The sequence below is a fragment of the Candidatus Nomurabacteria bacterium genome (genome assembly GCA_020632395.1).
GTDB lineage: Bacteria > Patescibacteriota > Dojkabacteria > SC72 > JAHDCA01 > JACKFQ01.
Map to the genome: position 1 here is coordinate 220,421 of JACKFQ010000002.1, position 18,325 is coordinate 238,745.

Consider the following 18,325-nt stretch of genomic DNA (forward strand, 5'->3'; position numbering starts at 1 on the left):
CTACTATTATGCAAGAAGTATCAGTATCATTGCAAGGAATCCACCGATCAATGATATGAGAAGGTGTATAGTAGTTGCAAACATTACCTTGCCAGAATGTGGTGTTTTTATTGTATCAGCGAGTATTCTTACCCTAAGCAAGAGTAAAAATGAATAAAGAATGTAACCAACTAATAGTACGAAAAACAGAAGTTTGAAAACAAAATTGATCCCCAAAAAAGATACTGAAGGTGTTGGTCCTGAGAGTCCGTCTAAAAAGTTCATTAGATCTGTCCTTTCTGTTTCATTTCAAGTAAATCTAATAAGGTATCCTGAACATCTCGTGGTCTAGGGATGTTGATGAATTCAAATTCCGGCTTTGAACCAGCTGTTTGGATATAAACAGTACCGTAATCAAAAATAGATCCCCAAATTCCTGCAACAGTATGAGTGACATCTTCGATCTGCTCTAATTGTGCCTCAGAAAATCTGTGAAATAGTACGTTAGAGAAATCTACATCTACTATCCTTTGATCTGTAATGATACTCACTGAAAAGAACCACTTAACAAAGGTATCAAATGCGATCGTGATGGCCAGTAGTATAAAGAATATCGACCCCCCAGCACCTAAACTAGCTAAGGATGTTCCCTCTACACCTATCGCACCCAGTACAGAAAAAAAGAACAGTGGGAAGAGCAATAAAAAGATCACTCCAAGGATATTTAAGATCAAAGATGCCGGATCTCTCCTGACTATCAACACAACACATTCCCCAGAATCCTTTCCCTGAAAATCCACCTTCTGAGGAAATGAACAAAAAGAGGAAAAACCTGATTTATCAGTATCATTCTGGATCTTACCTATGAAAGAAAGTCCCGGCTTAAGGAATCTCTCGGGTATCACGGTCTTTTTAGCCATACACCAGTATATAATATCTTATATAGGATTATAACACATTTAGTATCGTATTTCCTATTTCCTTTCGATATTCAGAAATGCAAATCCGGATTGTGGTACTGCTAGATATCCAGGAGCACGGGTATTGAAGACAGCTTTGAAATCCGCTCCAGACAATGATACAACCCCACGATTTGTACTGAAAGAAATAAGGTCGGTTTGACCAGAGGAGCCTAAGCTGACTCCAGGATAGCCTATGATACTTGTCACTGGTGCGGAGAGGAGAGATCGCATCTCAGACATACTGTATGGGTTACCCGAAAAACCAGAGTAGGTACAGGTATTTACGGTAACAGGCAGGATCCTTCCATCATCCACACTTCCTGTAACGCCTTCTCGATTCATTACCAACCAGGTATTTAGAATATCTGCCATCTCCTCCTGTGTCATCCATGGATATCGGCCACATGAACTGGAAGAATCGCTATATCCACTTCTATACCATGCCTTGTAGAACCAGGGACTTCCTGCGATGCTCTCGTATGCTCTAGCAGTCCAATCTCCCCCTCCCGTACGATCTGTAGTATCCCAACCAGACGTATCAAGATATCCTCCTGCAGTGGAAGAATAGAAGGTGACGACATCCTCAAGCACCATACCACGAGTTTCATCTACAGCCTGTTTCCATAAAGCAGGTGGTGCATCTGCTTTCGGTTTATAAAAAACCTGACAAGCCTCAGTGACACAGATCTCGATATTATCTCTGTAATATCTATACGCATATGTTCTAGCTGCAACAGCTTGCGCTTTCTGTGCCTCAAGACTCCAGGAGGATGGCATTTCAGCTATCCCATACAAATAATATGATTCAAAATCAACAGATCCCTGGCCAGCTACTTTGATCTTTCCTGAAGTATCTTTAAGTACAGGTGTTTTGCCGTAATATGCCTGTAAGATCTGCTGATAGTTCTGTCCGGATTCGGCTCTTGCCAATGCACCATATTGACTCATTCCTTTTCTATGGGTGTAAGCGCCAAAAGAAAACACCGCAAAAGAACCGGCCGGAGCACTTTCTCTAAAACCTGCTGCTGTTGAGTAGTAATCCCCTCCGGTAGGTAATGAGCCTACAGATGGGACATAAGCACCCGATCGAGCAAGAAGGATAGCCTCTTGTAGTTCGGTGATCTTACTGTTCAGCAAACCTATTTCATTTTGGAGTTGCCCTTTGGCAGCTGTGCGCGCGGCAATTTCTCTCTCTAACTTAGCTTGTTCTGATGACAATATCGCCTTTGATTCATCCAGAGCCTCTCCTTCAGCTTCTAACTTGATCCTCTGTTGCTCTAAAGCATCTCGTTTTACTTGCATATCGCCAAGTTGAACATTTAACTCTTCGATGTTCTGGCGTTGTTTCTCTAACGTATATTTCTTTAAGATATAGCTTCGCAACATACTTGACCCAGTATCTTCACTCAAAAACACATCGAACATATTTACCTTCGAGTTGATATATAGTCTCCGTGAGATCGCTTGAACCTGATCTATACGTTCGGTTATTAGATCCTCATGATACCTGATCTGTTCTTCCTTATTCTGAATATCAGCCTGTGTATCTGCAATATTCTGCTCCATCTCTTGGATCTGTTCTTCGATCGCAGAGATCTTTTGACTCAAGGTTAAAGAGCTGTTAAGAATCGACTCTATCTCGGATTGGGTTTTCTCTAGTATCTGTTGTTTGTATTCTTTCTCTTGTTGTGTCTTCTCCAATTCTTGCTCCAGATCATCAACCGAATCTTGTGAATGCACAATCAGCACAATATTACTGGATATCGTAGCAAGAGATACTGTTATGATGATAGCGATTAAGAATTTCTTCAACATAATGTCGATCAGTAGTTTTTCACTTTATCAGACATCGAAACGGTATTGTATGCCTCTTCCTTATTGAATCTGTCATACCGTCTGAATACTGCCAATGTACCTGCACCGATCATAAGCAGTGCCATACCCGCAACTGCAGGGTAATCATCCAAGAAGGAGGCTTGTGGAAGTGTCGTAGTAGTGTAAGAAGTACCAGAGGGAACATAATTTGAGATAGTATAATTGCCACCAACAAGTGAGTCGACCACAACTGAATCATCCGCATTCTGCATTGTCATACTGACAGTTCCGTTACCTGTTGTACGAAAGACCAATTTTGCTATCGTGCCACTATTTGGTAGTTTTCCATCAGACTGAACACTCGCCAGACACAAAATACTTAAACGCCCAGAAGTAGTTTTATTTACAACAAGGGTTCCACAACCTAACGTTCCAGCAGAATAGCTAGAAAACTCTACAGGTCCAGTGTAGATCAGATCTATGTCAAATCCAACTACTGGGTCACCTGTATTGTTTACCACGACATCTATGAAGATATTTTGAGAAAACGTGCCTGTCGCAGGAGAAAGATTGATCGCTGCTCCGGCATAGACACTCTGCAATGGGGAAAATAGGAGTAGAAACATCACTACTGCGACTTTGGATAGAAAGACTGGAGTTGTGAGTATTTTCATGGGCAGAAACTAATTAGTTATAATGGTTGACCTACTGGTAGATACTGCATATCAGGTGATAAGAGATTTTCACTTGATCCTACTTCTAGAACGGTACTTTGATTGCTATTTTGATCATTTACCACTAATTCAGCCGATGTATCAGGGTCATAGATTATCGTCCCTAATTCAATTGTGCCATCTATTACACTACTCGCATTTCCAGGAAACCTAAAAAATACCAGATTTAGTATATTGTCAGCATAAGTGTAATAACACTCGAATTCTGGATCACAGATAACATCTTTTATGTCGAGATTGCCATTGATATACATATCAAATTCTGCTCCTGCAAGTATAGTCGGCTTAGATAAGACCATTTCCAATACGCCCTCACCTATAGTAGCATTGTTCAGTCTCACAACAGCGACATTACCTACCGGATTAACTACATTATCTGTAGTAGTTGTCGATGTTCCATAGATCTGTGGTTCAGAAGGAGATTTATCTGAAGAAATTGTGATAAGCCCATCGACACCTGTCAGAAAAACGTAGAAGAAGAACAGAAATGAGCCGAGCGAGACTAAAACCAGACTCTTTAACTGTTTCTCTTGCTCTGTTTCATTCATTACTTTAGACATCAGTGTATTGGGACTGAATTAATATTACACCTTCATTCTATCACAAAGTGTCTGTGAGTAAAGAAATTCGAGGCTGAAAACACCTCTGTTTGATGATATATCCTTAGATCTGAGCTTGGATGATATTTCCAAGCACAAACTTGACAAGAAGTACGGACACGAAACAGATGATCAAACCAATTACTGCATATGTTATCCCTTTCGTAGCCTTTTCAACCTTACTCTCATCCCCACCGGAGATTATGTATAAAATTCCGTTGTAAACGAGGAATACCACTGCGATAAGACCCGCCATTCCAATTGCAAGACTTATCACTCTATTTACAAAAGTTATCAGATCGCTATCTCCAGTGGGATTAGGTGGTAAAAAGCTCAAAAATTCTACCGCTCTAACAGGTAGGGATAACACTGAGAAGATCGATAAAACGATGAACGATCGTACAGCCACCTTATTAACCATTTTCATACTATTTGTTGTGATGTAATATTATCTAATTTCGCAAACATCATTTCTAAGATCCTGTCTTGACGATATCTTTCGTGTTATGTTTCCAAGAATTTAACAACAGAGAAGAGTATCATTCCAAAGATCGACAAAAAGATCAGTCCCAAAACTGCCCAAGTAAGTATCCCTTGAGCCTTCTTGACTTTGGCTGGATCTCCTCCAGACATCATCCATACATACCCTCCATACACCATATAACCTAACGCAAGCAAACCTCCAAACGGTAAAAGAAGAGCCATGATCCTATCAAAGATCGCAGTAAGACCGTCTATTCTAGGTGGCGGGGCTGCAAGAGCCACCCCGGGTAAGAGTAGATACAGTCCAATTAACGATATCGAGAGTACTCTTTTCATTTATACGCTTTGAATAATATTTTCTAATATAAACCTTACAATAAGCGGTGATATAAATGCAATAATTAATCCCAGAACGGTATAGATCATCATTTTTTGTGCTTTTTCAGCCTTTTCACCTCCAGCGGAAATGATATATGTAAATCCGGCATAGATCAGAAATATCACTGCAAGTAGACCTGTTAAAGCAACAACTAATTCTATCGTTGATTGAGCGAATACTATCAGATCAGTATATCCCGTATTGTTTAAGCTACTAATTTCGAACATAACCTTGATAACTCACTTTAAAGAACAAGACACCCGTTGGGCAGGGTGTCTTGAAATTGTTAATTGCAAAGATCCTGACTTAAACCTTGAGAACTTGTTTAAGTACAAACTCAACGATCAGAACAGCAATGAAGCAGATGATAAGACCAATGACTGAGTACTGTATACCTTTAGTAGCTTTTTCCACCTTACCTTCATCACCTGATGCAAGGATATACTGAACACCACTATAGACCAGTACACCTACAGCTATAAGTCCTGCCAATCCGATAGCGAGATTTAAAGTATTTCTAATAAATTCGATCAATTCACCACCTGCTTGGTTTGTTATACCTTGAATATAGTTACTAGGAGGCTGACCTTGTGCCATAACAGAAGCAACTGCTGTCTGCATGATGACGGAAGCTGAAACCACATACTTAGCAATTTTCTTGAACATACTAGAATTGCATAAAATTATTTTTATAGGATAGAGCATTATATTACTTCGACCTACAATTTGCAACATAATAGCTCCTTCCAATTAGTGTATCATCAGATGAGAACTGTATCAATAATGTATAACAGGATCATCCTTGATATAAAAACTATCACTAAACCTATAACTGTATTGGTGATAATATTTGTTGCTTTTGTGATCTTATCCGGATCCCCTCCAGCGAGGATAAAGTTATACCCTGCGTAAACGAGCAGGATAACAGCAACTAAGGCAGAAAACCCAGTGAACCAACCGATCGCAACCTGGATCTTGACGATCACATCATCTAAACTACCCGGTCCGTAGCCTATACATACACCCATCCAACAAGATGCAGATAATCCTGTGCTGAACTCTCGGATCTTTTTTTCCAACCTGCTTTTTGTATTATCTATCAAGATCATGGTATGTTCGGCAAATTTAATAGGTTCTGAATGATCACTAAAACAGCTACAGAGAGTATGATCAGACCGAAGCCAAGTATAGCATTTGTTAAAACCTCCCTAGCCTGTCCGAGTTTCTCAGGATCTCCTTGACTAGTGATAAGTAGGAACCCTGCATAGCCACTCAAACCGATCAGTGCAAAAACAGAGAGCGGTATAGATAACTCAAGAACCCCTTTCACGAAAGTAGTTTGGTCAGTTGCCGCTGAAATATCATTTATTCTGTCGCTTAAAACATCCGCACGAGCCACAAAAGGCGTGCTAAATGACACGAACAAGATGAACATGGTGAACGCCATTACTAATTTGTACTTCGAAGTTGTAGTTTTCATTATTTTCCGACTTTGCCGGGTGATTATACCCTATAACCTATATATCAGCCAACGCATCCTCACAGATCTCACGATAATCACAGTACGAGCAATGAAAGCCTGGCGTTGCGACGAAATCCATCTGTCGTATCCTCTCGACCAGGTGCAAGATATGTTCTTTTACCTCATCTTTTCTTTCTTGCCCAATATTTACGCTTATTTTTGCACCATGCTCAACAAAAATCAAACTTGCAGATCTCACCTTATACCCAAAAACCTCTTCTGCGACAATAGAGTATATCGCAAGCTGGACATTGTCACGAACATCCGCCTCTGACTTTAGCTTTCCGGTTTTATAGTCTATTAGTTCAACGATCTTCTGCCCATTTTTCTCCTCTAAGACATCTATCCTATCTATCATTCCTTTTAGTATGATGTCTTTTAGTTGATATCTAAAGGACACTTCTAAACCGACAGTCACACTTTGAGGATCGAACTGTTCCCTATAGAAATCCTTTAAGATACTTTGGCCGAATTCCTTTCTGGCTTTCTCGTGCTCCAAACTATCATAGCCTTCCGTTATCCATTTCTGATCGTAATACTGCAAAAGATCGTTGAGTTGAGGCTCCTTGGCAAAGCCCTGTAGACCTTCTTGGTAATTTTTCAATTGAGAATAAAATGAACGCAATGAGTTATGAATACTTAAACCAAAGGCAAGAGAGGAGCTGGGACGTCCAGGGATCTTGTATATGTAACTGTATTTATATCGTTTAGGGCATGTCTCATAAGTATCAAGTTGTGAATAACTGACCGTTTGAGGATCCAATCCCCTCAACTGTTTGAATTCAATATCATCATTTTCGGTAGAGACATGTACTACGAAATCTGATTTTTCATTAGCCGAATCTTTGTCTGCCCCGAATTCCTCTACAACCTTCCTGTTCAACAGTTCATCAAGAAATACACTCGGTTTCTTTGCTCGCTTAGCATCGCCATAGAAACGAGCAGCTGTAAGGTAAAGCAATTCTTGAGCTCGGGTAGCCCCCACATAGAACAAACGTCGCTCCTCTCGTCTATGCTCTTCAGAGGTATCAACATCAGCTATGTGATCTTTGATCAATGCGTCAGGGATAGGGATACTATCGCCTCGATTCCTTGTAGGGAATCTTTCTGATACAAGGTTTACTAGGAATACAACAGGGAATTCAAGCCCTTTCGACCTATGAACGCTCATGATATTTACCGCATCATACCCTTCTAATGCATCCGACTCTGTAGAAGGATTCTCCCCGATCTCGATACTGTAATTCAGATAATCCACATAATCAGAAACTGAGGCTCCATGATTCGAATCCTCAAAAGATTTGATCATCTCGAAATATTTACTGATATTTTGAACCTGGAAAAGCGCTTGTGCATCATCCTCCTTAGATAACAGGCTCTTCATTATCCCGCTTTCTTTGAAGTATTCGAATAATGTTTCACCTATCGATGAACCTGATCGCAACATCGACATACCTTTTCCAATAAGTTGTAAAAGTTCTTTAAGGTGCTCTCTATGTTCTTCAGAAACTATCTCTTTTAGAAGGTTACTGGGCTCACCATCGATCGAAAGGTCTTCACCAACAGTACAACTCCACTGATCCTCAAGAAATCTCATCACGGGGGTCTTCAATCTCCGAGCGCTTCGCATAATATCCACCAATTCCCTAGCGGTAAGTCGCCAAAGATCCATCTTTAACAATCCATACATACTCAGATCATCTGTATGATCCGCAAGGATCCGTAGATAAGAAATAAGTTCGGCGATCTCAGGTCTGCTGTATAACCCTTTGGGACCAGCATATTTGAATGGGATCCCATAATGCTTTAAGGCTTGGACAAATGGCTCTGCATGACTATTTGCTCTAGAAAGGATGGCGATGTCTGAAAAACGCATAACCTCTCTCTCTGCGTTATCTACATCCACAAACATAGCCTGCCCCTTATCATCGAACTGTTTCTTAACTATATCGCTTCCTCCGTTAACCTTATCGATATTACCTGTCAATCGAAGGATCTCTCTGGCAACCAGATCTGCCTCCTCAGAACCGGTTTCAGCTACGAGTAGTTTTACAGGTTCTGCAATATCCTGATCAAATACCTTTCTGGATATAAGACGTTTATCTACAGACTCAGTTACCTCTAACCGATCTGGATCATTATTTTTGATCAGTTGATATGCAGAATCAAGGATTCCCTGTCTGGAGCGATAATTCGATGTCAACACCACCCTCTTTGCTTTAGGGTATGCATCCTTAAAATGCAAAATATTGGAGATCGCCGCGCCTCGAAATTTGTATATCGCCTGATCATCATCACCAACTACTGTAACATTTGCAGAATTCCTCTCCTGCAAGCTACTTTTCTCAACGGTTTGGCCTAATGCGAGCAGATTCACAAGGACGCTTTGTGTGTAATTTGTATCTTGGAATTCATCAACCAAGATATATTTATACTTCTGATGATATTTCTGTAAAATATTTGGTCGTTCCCTTAATAATCGTAAAGTCTGCATTATCAGATCACCAAAGTCCAAATTGGATTCAGATATCTTCAGTTTTGTATACGCTTCGTATGTTCCAGCTAATTCAAGTGCTTGTTTCTTCATCGCGATCTCTTCCTCGGATGTCTCAGGGAGAGTAGACGCATATGATCGATAATCCTCAGGAAAGACATCTTCATCTTGTAATCTTGAGAAGTGCTTCAGTATAGCTGTAATGTTTGCTGAAGGCTTTCCTGTAGGTCGTAGTTCATCTAAGGGAAATTCAAATAAGTGCCTTCTAAAGAAAATGTAACTTTGTGCCTCTGACATCAGGTCGAAATCGATATCTAAACCGATATACAAGCCATCCTGCCGAAGGATCGAATCACAAAACGAATGGAAGGTCATGATATCTACCTCTTCATATCCTATCGGCATCTCCTGATCTACACGTTCTATCATTTCTGAGGAGGCCTTTTCTGTGAATGTAAGTGCCAATATCTCAGAGGCTTTTGCTTCTCCAGACCTTAACAGATCGATTATTCGCTGGGTGATGACTGCGGTTTTGCCTGTACCTGCGCCAGCAATTATCAGGAGCGGAGAACCCCTGTGTTTTACTGCTGACAGCTGTTCATCATTTAATTTGATCTCCATATATACATTCTATCATTTAACAGATGGGGTTGGCTTTGAAATATCAAAGTCTCGTAATTTCTCTTGTCGAAAATGAGAAGGGTAGAATTCTATCTTTCCAGATAAATACCCCTTGAATAACCTCTTAAACTCTGGTTTATGACCAAAAATCAGCATATAAAGTAGTTGTGCTAGAAATGCAATTATTTCAAAGGGAAAAAGTAGGACTGACATCTTTTTCAAGGGCGAGTTAGATATTTGAGTAGGCAGAGTATTCACACCAAATTTCGAGACTAATTCCGAATTCGATCTGATCAGAGCGTTTTTAGGTAATACACCATACACCTTCTCAAGATAAACAAGTTCATTGAACGTAAAGATGTCATGCTCAGACATTTGCATACCTCGTTCTTCAACGATCATATTTATACAATATTTATCTTTCTGATCGATATCTCCGTACCACACTGCCTTATTACCCAAAAGCAGTTTCACCACACCCCTTACTATCCATGCGGTGTGATCTGTACAGACTAGGAAAACATCGATATCATCGTTTTCTTTTGCAATTCCTGCTGCAACAGAACCCGATATCCCAACAAATCTAATAAAAGGAACATTAGCAATGGTTAGAAGCTCTTTCTTGGCTTTTTTTAATTTTCGTTCACTCGCCATTGAACCCTTCCATTTTACAGGAATATCATGATCTTGGATGACCTTACGGACATTCGGAGATCCTCCCCACATCTCAAAAATGTGTTGTGCATCAAGCTGTCCATGCATCGAATGACGGAACTCCTTCAAATCACCGATTCCTTTGTTAACATCCCTTAATCTTGACACAGATATCTGTTAAACTATTCAGGTATTACAATGCATTTTATCACTAATTCAATAATGTGCTTATGAGATGAGGCAACACCCGATCCCGCAAAACATATTAGACATTGAGTTCAAGCTGTTTACCAAGTTCACTATACGTGAATTTGCGTATATGGCTATCGGTATTGGGTTTGGCGGTATCTTCCTATATCTCTTTTCAAAAGGAGAGATCCCCGCTGTCATTGCACTACCAGTTTTCCTCATATCATCTGGGATAGGATTATTCTTGGGATTAGTCCCTATTAACGATCAAAATGCAGATGTGTTCCTGAGGAACTATTTCCTTGCAATCTCAAGACCAACCCAAAGAGTATGGAAAGGAGAGCTATTTGACGAAAAGGTACAAGTGATTGCCCAACAGAAAGGTGTTTCGCTTGGAACCACAGGGACTATGGATAGAGATGCAAATCTGAAATCTAACTCTAAGGTTATAGGTGGTACTGCAAAGAATCTCCCCACTACACAATTTATCGAAGAAGAAACTTTGTCAGAGATCGAGGAGGACGAAGCCGAACAGCTCGAACTTATCGATCAGATCGCAAAACAACAATTTGTTATGAATGCAGGTGACGATCTTTCAACAAGCCCTACCAAATCAACGGATACCAGGGAGATGACTAGCTCTACCCAAGCAGTAAACCCAAGTGAAGAAAAAGGCTCTAGCGGAGCAGTATTATCTGACGACGCAGTGCCATCTAGCGGAACCCTACCATCTGACGACACAGTGCCATCTGCAGAAGCGACAAATACCGTTGAGGCAACGAATCCTAGCGATACAACGAATCTCACCGTGGTAACAGATCGTCCCCAAACAACAAGTTCTTCTGAAACAACGAATTTTAAAACGGTCGAAGAATCAGCCAATCCAACGGATGCGATAGAGCCTCAGGTCGCAAAATTTACAGATGAGTTAGCTCCCAGAACAGAACTCGAGTTTACTTCTCCTGACCAGGAGACACCCGCTACGAACAATTTAGATGATGGCGGATTCTCTACTCAGAACAACTCTCATCGATCTGACAAACCTCTCGTATCAGTAAACAATCCTTCCCTATCACCAGAAGCCATACCCGCATCATTAGACAACCCTTCCCTGTCACCAGGCGCCCCTTACAGATCCGAATATAATCCTCCTACATCAGTAGACAACCCTCTTGATCAGATCAAACCTGTACCAACAGTTCAAAATATACGATCCGAGCATGTAGATAAAGTTCCGGCAACCGGAGGATCCATTCAAGAGAACGATCTGATCACAATAACAAGCGAAACCGCAAAACCGGTTGCTACACAGGTGGAAGATTACCCAGAGGACCCGGGTAATATTGCTATGTACCTGACAAATACGAACGGAGACCCGATCCCTCAAGCTATGACCCTGATAAAAGATAGTGCTGGTTCGATACTGCAAGTTATCCAATCCGACCCTCAAGGTTTGGTCTTACCTAACAAAAAGTTTGTAAAAGGGAAATACCTTGCTGAAATAAAACATGACAATGCACACTTCCCTCGTGTAAACTTCATATTGGATGGAAACAAGTTACCAGTTGTAAATATAACCTCTATAAACTGAAGCCTTGAAAGCACAAACTAGAGCCAGGATCACAACACCAACACAGGATCATCTTGATGTCCTAGATATCAAAGATGATCTTATCATAAGCAAAAATGGTACTGTCTCGATAGTCATCAAAACCAATGCCGTGAACTTTGATCTTCTTTCTGAACAGGAACAGGATAACAAGATATATGCTTTTGCAGGTATGTTGAATTCATTGAACTTCCATTTACAAATTCTGGTCATGACCGAAAGGATCGATATCGGTAATTACATAGAGTACTTACAAGCCCAGGCTCAGAGACAGATGTCTGACGGACTCAGACATCAGCTGTCGATCTACACTCAATTCATACAGAATCTTATCGTCACAAACGATGTATTAGATAAGAATTTCTATATCGTGGTACCTTATAACTCCGGAGGGGCAGCGGTGATTGGGGCTAAGATACGAAAGAACAACAACACACAACAATTACTCTCAGAAGAACAGAAACTTCGAATAATCGAACAGGGTAGGATCTTCCTACTTCCGAAGCGTGACCATATCCTAAAACAACTAGGTCGGATGGGATTGATAGGGCATCAACTCACCACTACAGAACTGATCGAGCTTTTTTATAGTATTTATAATCCAGAGGAAGATTAATGCCAGATCCATTTCAAAAAGATAATAATAGATTTAACAAACAGCCTTTGAGCAAGGCTCAAGAGATGTTGCAAAAGCGTGCTGACAAACTGAAACCTGCAGAGGCTTTAGACCGTGTAAGGCTTGATGCAAAGGAGGAAAAGGATCGACGGGAGGCTCTCAAGGAGAAAGAGAGATTAGAAGACACTAGGATAAATAAAAGACGCTTCGGGATCCTCCAAGATCTGGTCAATATAGTCACTTTCAGGAAGAAGGATCCTGATGCACCACCAAAACCAAAAGCCACTTCAACTGATATCGAAGGTCTAACACTCCAAGACATCATTGCTCCGATAGACATGGAGATAGATTTCAACACTTTGGAAGTAGGAGAATGGTTCTTTAGGACATTCTTTATCAGTGGTTATCCTAGGTTTGTTGGTCCTAACTGGTTGTCCCCTATTGTTAATTTCGAAAATTCTTTGAGGATAAGCACCTTTTACTACCCGGTGGACTCCAAGGTTATCCTTCAGAAACTAAAGAAGAAGATCGGTGAGATGGAAGCGACTTTGTATTCACAAATGGAAGGTCGTAAGGTAGTTGACGCATCAATGAAAGTTGCACTCACTGATGCTCAACAATTACAAGATTCTATTGCTGAAGGGACTGAGAAATTCTTCCATTTCGGAATGTATGTCACAATTCAAAGCAAGGATAAAGAGCAACTGGAAAAGATCTCCAAAAATGTCGTATCTACACTGGCATCAATAAATGTCACAGCAAAACCTGCACTTCTCCAGCAAGAGCAAGGTTTTATTAGTACACAACCACTCGGTCTCGACAAACTGTTCATCACCAGAAACATGGATACGACATCACTTGCTACTACATTCCCATTTGTCACAAGTGAGCTGACCATGGATCATGGGATCATGTACGGCATCAACCAACACAATCGCAGTTTGGTGGTATTCGACAGATTTGATATGGAAAATGCGAATACAGTAGTGTTTGCAAAATCTGGTGCAGGAAAAAGTTATTTTGTGAAATTAGAAGCAGTACGTAGCATGATGCTTGGTACAGAACTGATCATTATCGATCCTGAGAGAGAATATGAAAGGCTCGCAGCTTCTGTGAACGGTTCATATATTTCATTCTCACAAGATAAAGGCGACAAGATGAATCCTTTCGAACTTTCAGGGCTTGGGGAGGATGAGGATGAGTTAAGAATGAAGATGCTTTCATTACAAGGTTTCTTCAAGCTGATGCTCGGAGAACTTAATAGTATAGAACTGGCTATCTTGGATCGTGCACTGATCCTTACATACCGAGAGAAAGGGATCACGCTAGACCCATCTACCCAGAAAAATGCTAACTACCCTCTTCTTGAAGATCTGTATAAGGTCCTAAAGGGTATGGCGGAATCAGAAGCTCGCAGTATGTCGAGTCGGCTAGAAAGATATATCATCGGTAGTGCTGCGGGTGTTTTCAATGAAAAAAGCACCATAGAGATAAATAATCCATTCACAGTCTTTAGTATCCGAGATATGCCTGAAGAATTGCGACCTATGTCAATGTATCTCATGTTGGATTATATATGGACTAAGATCAGAAAAGATCAGAAAAGAAGACTCCTTGTCGTTGATGAGGCTTGGTACATGATGCAAAATGAGGATTCAGCGAAATTCATGTACAGTATCGCAAAAAGAGCTAGGAAGTATTACCTTGGCTTAACAACGATAACTCAAGATGTTGACGACTTCCTCCAGAACGATATGGGGAGGGCTATCATAACCAACTCAGCGATCCAATTCCTGATGAAACAAAGTCCAACTGCTGTGGAACGATTACAGAAAGTGTTCAATTTATCAGAGGGAGAGCGACAATACTTGCTTACGGCCGACAAAGGACAGGGGCTTTTCTTTGCAGGACAGAACCATGTCGCTATTATGGTGGTTTCCAGCCAGGCTGAGCATGAATTGATCACAACTGATCCAAAGGATCTCGAACGAATGAAAAAAGAAGGAGCCTTAGACAAATCGTTAGAGGAGTTAGCTCAGATGTATGAACCTCCGGCAATGCAACAACCGATCAAGGACAGTGTAGATAGAGAGCAAAGTCAAAATATACAGAAAGCGGTTCAAACAAGAAAGCAAACTGTCGAGCAGATGATCGAGGAGAAATTGAGACTCGGAACTAGATCAGGTGAAAGCGATGGGGAACTCGACACCACACTTACCGAAAGCCAGAGACAACAGCTGTACACATCACTCACCGATCAGGTTGTAGCAGCTCGAAAAGAGATGAATAGAGGGCGTACTCACCTTACACCTCAAGGGATCGTAGGCGACCTAAATGACATTTCAGATACAACAGGTGATAATGATAAACAGAGTGATTCAACTAATCCTACTGGCAAAGACAAAGAAAGAGTAAATTGATCGAGATTTTTACAAATGGGTCTATTCGACTTTTTCCTAAAAAAGAATAATGACGACACTGCAGATATACCAGTAAGCCAGGCTGTAGATCCTCGATCTTTGTCCTCTACAAAACAGGATAAAGATCTAAAGGCACTTATGTCATTTGAAGAGAAGATCAACAACTCGACTCAAACACTCACAGAAGAAGATGGTACTACGAAACAGAAAGATCTAGGGTTGTCACTTCAGAACCCATTTCGAGGGATATAGGTGACCTCATCATGTAAAACTCACATCAATTTCTGAAATAGTAAGGTGTTCGAACCGATAGAGATCCAGAATGGATAACGAGATGGATGTTCTCAATAATTTTCTGACGATATCAAAAATTCCCAAAAACCATTTATATATATTTCTATTCAGGGTCTTCTAAACCAGCATTTGGGTCTACGACATGTTCTGCATTATCTTCATATTCACCATAAAAAGCCTTGGGATCAGGCAATCCGTCAATACACACCTCCCTCTCTAAATACTCAGTAGGATCTACCAGATCCCAATGAATATTTTTCAGTAAGCTAAAGTGAAGATGCACACCTCCCCTGACTTCTCCGGTTTGTCCCATCTTCGCGATAATTTGTCCACGACCAACCTCATCCCCTTCCTCAACATATATCTCATGAAGATGCCCATAAACAGATATCAAACCATTCTCATGTTCTATCATAACTGTACGTGCCAAACCAGATCCTCCAGAATACACACCTGCAGGCGGACAAATTCCATAACAACCTGCCAGTATAACCTTTCCTTTCTCTCCTGCCAGTATATTTGGATATGTGTGATCTGCTATATCGACGCCATTATGTACTTCATCAAAACATTGGGTTACAGTACCAACCCCTCCCTCAACAGGCCAAGCCAAAGAGAACCCTTGATCAAGCTCTGCGATACTAGGATCAAGAGGTTTACCCTTGAGGATCTTATACCTTCCTATGTCATCGGCAATCTCTTCTATCTCCAAATCTGTTGTTTCTATAGATCCTTCCGGGTCTATCGATGTATCCGATACATTGATCGTACGATCAGATACTGTATCTCCTAAGACAGAAGGGGTTGTTATTCCCACTGTTCCAAAGATGAAGTCGGCAGAGCTGATCATCACGATAGATAGCATGATATAAACAATCACCCCAGAGATAACATAATCAAAGCGACTCATATTTCTAACAAAGCTTAGCTTAAGGGTCCTTGATCTGGGAGTACGAAATCTCGGATATTCTCTGGAGTGATCCTGATCGGAGGTTGTACTCCTTCTATGATCTTTCGCGCTACGGCTCTTACCATTGTTGCGAGATTTCGCTCAAGCTGTCTCAACCCAGCATCAAAGCCTACCGGGCGAACAAGTATAGGCCACACCTCCTCCTCTATGATCAAAGTATCTGGTGAAAGACCACTATTCTTCAAAACCTTCGGCATAGAGTAATTCTTTGCGATAACGATCTTCTCCTCATCATCATAACTAGTGAATCGGATAACTTCCATACGATCGAGAAGCGCAGCAGATAGTGTACCTAGATTATTGGCAGTACAGATGAAGAATACTTTTGAAAGATCGATCGGAAAATCTATGTAATGATCAATGAATGTACTGTTCTGTTCAGGATCTAGGATCTCAAGTAAGGCGGCCATGATATCGTTCAAAAGTCCGCTATTACCACTTGCCTTTTCTATCTCATCAAGCAAGATCACTGGATTCATAGTGCCAGCACGGGCCAATGCTTTTACAATACCTCCCGGTTCTGCATCTAGAAATGCTTTTGATTGACCACGCAATGCCTGTACACTCCCAATAGCTCCTATAGAAACTCTCTGAAACTGCCTTCCCATGGCATTTGCGATAGACTTTGCTATAGATGTTTTACCGACACCCTGTAAACCCACAAATATCATCACAGGAGCATTAGCAGAGGATCCTCTTAAGACTGCCATATCTCCAGAGGCGAGGTTTTGTTGTTCATTTGAATTATTTTTCAATTGCAGTTGCATCACTGCCAGATAGTCGAGTACCAAATTCTTTACTGTGTTCATGCCATAGTGAGATTGATCCATGATCCGTTTTGCATTTGTGACATCAAGATCATCTTTTGATATCTTCCCCCAAGGGATCTTCGTGATCCAGTAGATATATTTTTCCACCGTTTCAAACTCACCTGTATAACTACCTCGTTTGGCCATCCTGCGAAGTCTTTGTATCGATCTTGCAGCTCGTTCCTGTAGTTCTTCTGGGAGGTCTACTTCGTCAACCTTCTGTTGTAGTTCCTCGATCTCGTCGATCACCTCTTTATCATGTGAAGGGTTTATATTGGGATTTGGATTAAGAGCATCAGTTGTTTTTAATGCAGAGGTATTGCCGTCATCAACCTTTGGTGGCATACCTGATATCCCTGAAGGATCAGGGACTACTACTGCTCCTAAACTTGTTGGGTTCTGATCGAGTGGATCCATATGATTTCTCAATTATGCATTGGTATGCTTTAATATAAGCCAATAAGACATCAATATCAACTTCAATGAAAAGAGTTGTCATTTCCGATCTGCATCTAACAAATAGCTTCGACCAAGGCTTATACGATCTTCTTCTCGAAATAACCAAAGACTATGATGAAATTATCATCAATGGAGATTTCTGGGATGGGTATCTTATCTCATTTGACGGATTTCTTCGGTCTAAATGGTCCGGTCTATTTCCGTATCTCAAAGAAAAAGCTGTCTATACATATGGAAACCATGATCCTGAGATCTGGCAAGATGAAAGATCTATGACATTTTGTAAAAGTGTGGGGGATTCTTATCAAGTAGAACTGCCAAATAAGATCCGCTTACGAATACAGCACGGTCATAGATTACATCAATATAGAGGGATGACTGTCGAAAAACATCTACTCCTTAGAGCTATTGGGATCATCCCATATATTCTGGTAAACAAGTATGAGAAGATCTTATCTGATATGTTTGGTTGGGAGAAATTCAAATATATCTGGTGGGAGGATCGAGCGAGCGACAATTCCAAACTCAAAGAAGTATCACAGAAACTGCTTGGGAAGGATGAGATCTTAGTCGCAGGTCATATCCACCTACCGATCTTTACTCCAGAAAAAGGTTATATCAATACAGGTGCGATCACCCATGGGTTAGCCAGTTACTTAGAAGTAGATGGTGAGGATATGAGGATGATATACAAAAAATACTGAAGTACTATCTGAT

At 40.8% G+C, this 18,325-nt stretch carries 20 protein-coding genes; 5 read left to right on the top strand and 15 right to left on the bottom strand.

Features of this window, described 5'->3' with window-relative positions:
* Nucleotides 1–6: 6 nt before the first annotated feature.
* The 13 genes from H6763_03055 to H6763_03115 all read right to left on the bottom strand — a co-directional run bounded on the left by H6763_03055 (nt 7) and on the right by H6763_03115 (nt 10,410).
* A complete protein-coding gene (locus tag H6763_03055; GenBank protein ID MCB9803785.1) occupies nt 7–264 on the bottom strand; it encodes a hypothetical protein in 258 nt (85 codons plus the stop codon).
* Entirely contained in the window at nt 264–899 is a 636-nt protein-coding gene (locus H6763_03060) for a PH domain-containing protein (protein MCB9803786.1), read from the bottom strand. The genes H6763_03055 and H6763_03060 overlap by 1 nt, the downstream gene beginning before the upstream one ends.
* A 54-nt stretch (nt 900–953) precedes the next feature.
* Entirely contained in the window at nt 954–2,756 is a 1,803-nt protein-coding gene (locus H6763_03065) for a hypothetical protein (GenBank protein ID MCB9803787.1), read from the bottom strand.
* Between the two features lie 8 nt (nt 2,757–2,764).
* Complete coding sequence (locus tag H6763_03070; GenBank protein ID MCB9803788.1) at nt 2,765–3,430, bottom strand: hypothetical protein; 666 nt, start codon at nt 3,428–3,430, stop codon at nt 2,765–2,767.
* Nucleotides 3,431–3,447: 17 nt separating this feature from the next.
* The gene (locus tag H6763_03075; protein ID MCB9803789.1) at nt 3,448–4,038 is read right to left on the bottom strand and encodes a hypothetical protein; all 591 of its coding nucleotides are present in this window, start codon (nt 4,036–4,038) and stop codon (nt 3,448–3,450) included.
* Nucleotides 4,039–4,153: 115 nt separating this feature from the next.
* Nucleotides 4,154–4,516 (bottom strand): hypothetical protein, encoded by a 363-nt coding sequence (locus H6763_03080; GenBank protein MCB9803790.1) that lies wholly within the window; start codon nt 4,514–4,516, stop codon nt 4,154–4,156.
* A 77-nt stretch (nt 4,517–4,593) separates the two neighbouring features.
* Nucleotides 4,594–4,908 carry a hypothetical protein gene (locus tag H6763_03085; GenBank protein MCB9803791.1) on the bottom strand — a complete coding sequence of 105 codons (315 nt, stop codon included), beginning with the start codon at nt 4,906–4,908 and terminating at the stop codon, nt 4,594–4,596.
* Nucleotides 4,909–5,178, bottom strand: coding sequence for a hypothetical protein (locus H6763_03090; protein MCB9803792.1), 270 nt, complete (start codon nt 5,176–5,178; stop codon nt 4,909–4,911).
* Nucleotides 5,179–5,257: 79 nt separating this feature from the next.
* Nucleotides 5,258–5,617, bottom strand: a complete 360-nt coding sequence (locus tag H6763_03095) for a hypothetical protein (GenBank protein ID MCB9803793.1) — start codon at nt 5,615–5,617, stop codon at nt 5,258–5,260.
* A gap of 95 nt (nt 5,618–5,712) precedes the next feature.
* A complete protein-coding gene (locus tag H6763_03100; protein MCB9803794.1) occupies nt 5,713–6,060 on the bottom strand; it encodes a hypothetical protein in 348 nt (115 codons plus the stop codon).
* Nucleotides 6,057–6,431 (bottom strand): hypothetical protein, encoded by a 375-nt coding sequence (locus H6763_03105; GenBank protein MCB9803795.1) that lies wholly within the window; start codon nt 6,429–6,431, stop codon nt 6,057–6,059. Before H6763_03105 ends, H6763_03100 begins: the two co-directional genes overlap by 4 nt.
* 37 nt (nt 6,432–6,468) lie before the next feature.
* Nucleotides 6,469–9,588, bottom strand: coding sequence for a UvrD-helicase domain-containing protein (locus tag H6763_03110; GenBank protein ID MCB9803796.1), 3,120 nt, complete (start codon nt 9,586–9,588; stop codon nt 6,469–6,471).
* 12 nt (nt 9,589–9,600) lie between these two features.
* On the bottom strand, nt 9,601–10,410 hold the full coding sequence (locus tag H6763_03115; GenBank protein MCB9803797.1) for a hypothetical protein: 810 nt from the start codon (nt 10,408–10,410) through the stop codon (nt 9,601–9,603).
* 67 nt (nt 10,411–10,477) lie between these two features.
* On the opposite strand from H6763_03115, the gene H6763_03120 reads away from it, so the two are divergent.
* From H6763_03120 to H6763_03135, 4 genes are all read left to right on the top strand, one after another.
* Nucleotides 10,478–12,022, top strand: a complete 1,545-nt coding sequence (locus H6763_03120) for a PrgI family protein (GenBank protein MCB9803798.1) — start codon at nt 10,478–10,480, stop codon at nt 12,020–12,022.
* A gap of 4 nt (nt 12,023–12,026) precedes the next feature.
* Nucleotides 12,027–12,656 carry a hypothetical protein gene (locus H6763_03125; GenBank protein ID MCB9803799.1) on the top strand — a complete coding sequence of 210 codons (630 nt, stop codon included), beginning with the start codon at nt 12,027–12,029 and terminating at the stop codon, nt 12,654–12,656.
* Between the two features lie 338 nt (nt 12,657–12,994).
* Nucleotides 12,995–15,076 (top strand): ATP-binding protein, encoded by a 2,082-nt coding sequence (locus tag H6763_03130; protein MCB9803800.1) that lies wholly within the window; start codon nt 12,995–12,997, stop codon nt 15,074–15,076.
* Between the two features lie 15 nt (nt 15,077–15,091).
* Entirely contained in the window at nt 15,092–15,328 is a 237-nt protein-coding gene (locus H6763_03135; protein MCB9803801.1) for a hypothetical protein, read from the top strand.
* Nucleotides 15,329–15,473: 145 nt separating this feature from the next.
* Here the strand turns inward: H6763_03135 and H6763_03140 are convergent, their stop codons facing one another.
* Together H6763_03140 and H6763_03145 are read right to left on the bottom strand one after the other, a co-directional pair.
* Nucleotides 15,474–16,280 carry a M23 family metallopeptidase gene (locus tag H6763_03140; protein MCB9803802.1) on the bottom strand — a complete coding sequence of 269 codons (807 nt, stop codon included), beginning with the start codon at nt 16,278–16,280 and terminating at the stop codon, nt 15,474–15,476.
* Between the two features lie 14 nt (nt 16,281–16,294).
* Nucleotides 16,295–17,566, bottom strand: a complete 1,272-nt coding sequence (locus H6763_03145) for an AAA family ATPase (GenBank protein MCB9803803.1) — start codon at nt 17,564–17,566, stop codon at nt 16,295–16,297.
* A 65-nt stretch (nt 17,567–17,631) separates the two neighbouring features.
* Here H6763_03145 and H6763_03150 point away from each other — a divergent pair, with 65 nt between their 5' ends.
* Complete coding sequence (locus tag H6763_03150; GenBank protein MCB9803804.1) at nt 17,632–18,312, top strand: metallophosphoesterase; 681 nt, start codon at nt 17,632–17,634, stop codon at nt 18,310–18,312.
* Nucleotides 18,313–18,325: the final 13 nt, after the last annotated feature.

Bases quoted from the DNA above. Each gene is read 5' to 3' on its own strand.
- H6763_03055 (MCB9803785.1), bottom strand. From the start codon at position 264: ATGAACTTTTTAGACGGACTCTCAGGACCAACACCTTCAGTATCTTTT.
- H6763_03060 (MCB9803786.1), bottom strand. From the start codon at position 899: ATGGCTAAAAAGACCGTGATACCCGAGAGATTCCTTAAGCCGGGACTT.
- H6763_03065 (MCB9803787.1), bottom strand. From the start codon at position 2,756: ATGTTGAAGAAATTCTTAATCGCTATCATCATAACAGTATCTCTTGCT.
- H6763_03070 (MCB9803788.1), bottom strand. From the start codon at position 3,430: ATGAAAATACTCACAACTCCAGTCTTTCTATCCAAAGTCGCAGTAGTG.
- H6763_03075 (MCB9803789.1), bottom strand. From the start codon at position 4,038: ATGAATGAAACAGAGCAAGAGAAACAGTTAAAGAGTCTGGTTTTAGTC.
- H6763_03080 (MCB9803790.1), bottom strand. From the start codon at position 4,516: ATGAAAATGGTTAATAAGGTGGCTGTACGATCGTTCATCGTTTTATCG.
- H6763_03085 (MCB9803791.1), bottom strand. From the start codon at position 4,908: ATGAAAAGAGTACTCTCGATATCGTTAATTGGACTGTATCTACTCTTA.
- H6763_03090 (MCB9803792.1), bottom strand. From the start codon at position 5,178: ATGTTCGAAATTAGTAGCTTAAACAATACGGGATATACTGATCTGATA.
- H6763_03095 (MCB9803793.1), bottom strand. From the start codon at position 5,617: ATGTTCAAGAAAATTGCTAAGTATGTGGTTTCAGCTTCCGTCATCATG.
- H6763_03100 (MCB9803794.1), bottom strand. From the start codon at position 6,060: ATGATCTTGATAGATAATACAAAAAGCAGGTTGGAAAAAAAGATCCGA.
- H6763_03105 (MCB9803795.1), bottom strand. From the start codon at position 6,431: ATGAAAACTACAACTTCGAAGTACAAATTAGTAATGGCGTTCACCATG.
- H6763_03110 (MCB9803796.1), bottom strand. From the start codon at position 9,588: ATGGAGATCAAATTAAATGATGAACAGCTGTCAGCAGTAAAACACAGG.
- H6763_03120 (MCB9803798.1), top strand. From the start codon at position 10,478: ATGAGGCAACACCCGATCCCGCAAAACATATTAGACATTGAGTTCAAG.
- H6763_03130 (MCB9803800.1), top strand. From the start codon at position 12,995: ATGGAGATAGATTTCAACACTTTGGAAGTAGGAGAATGGTTCTTTAGG.
- H6763_03135 (MCB9803801.1), top strand. From the start codon at position 15,092: ATGGGTCTATTCGACTTTTTCCTAAAAAAGAATAATGACGACACTGCA.
- H6763_03140 (MCB9803802.1), bottom strand. From the start codon at position 16,280: ATGAGTCGCTTTGATTATGTTATCTCTGGGGTGATTGTTTATATCATG.
- H6763_03145 (MCB9803803.1), bottom strand. From the start codon at position 17,566: ATGGATCCACTCGATCAGAACCCAACAAGTTTAGGAGCAGTAGTAGTC.
- H6763_03150 (MCB9803804.1), top strand. From the start codon at position 17,632: ATGAAAAGAGTTGTCATTTCCGATCTGCATCTAACAAATAGCTTCGAC.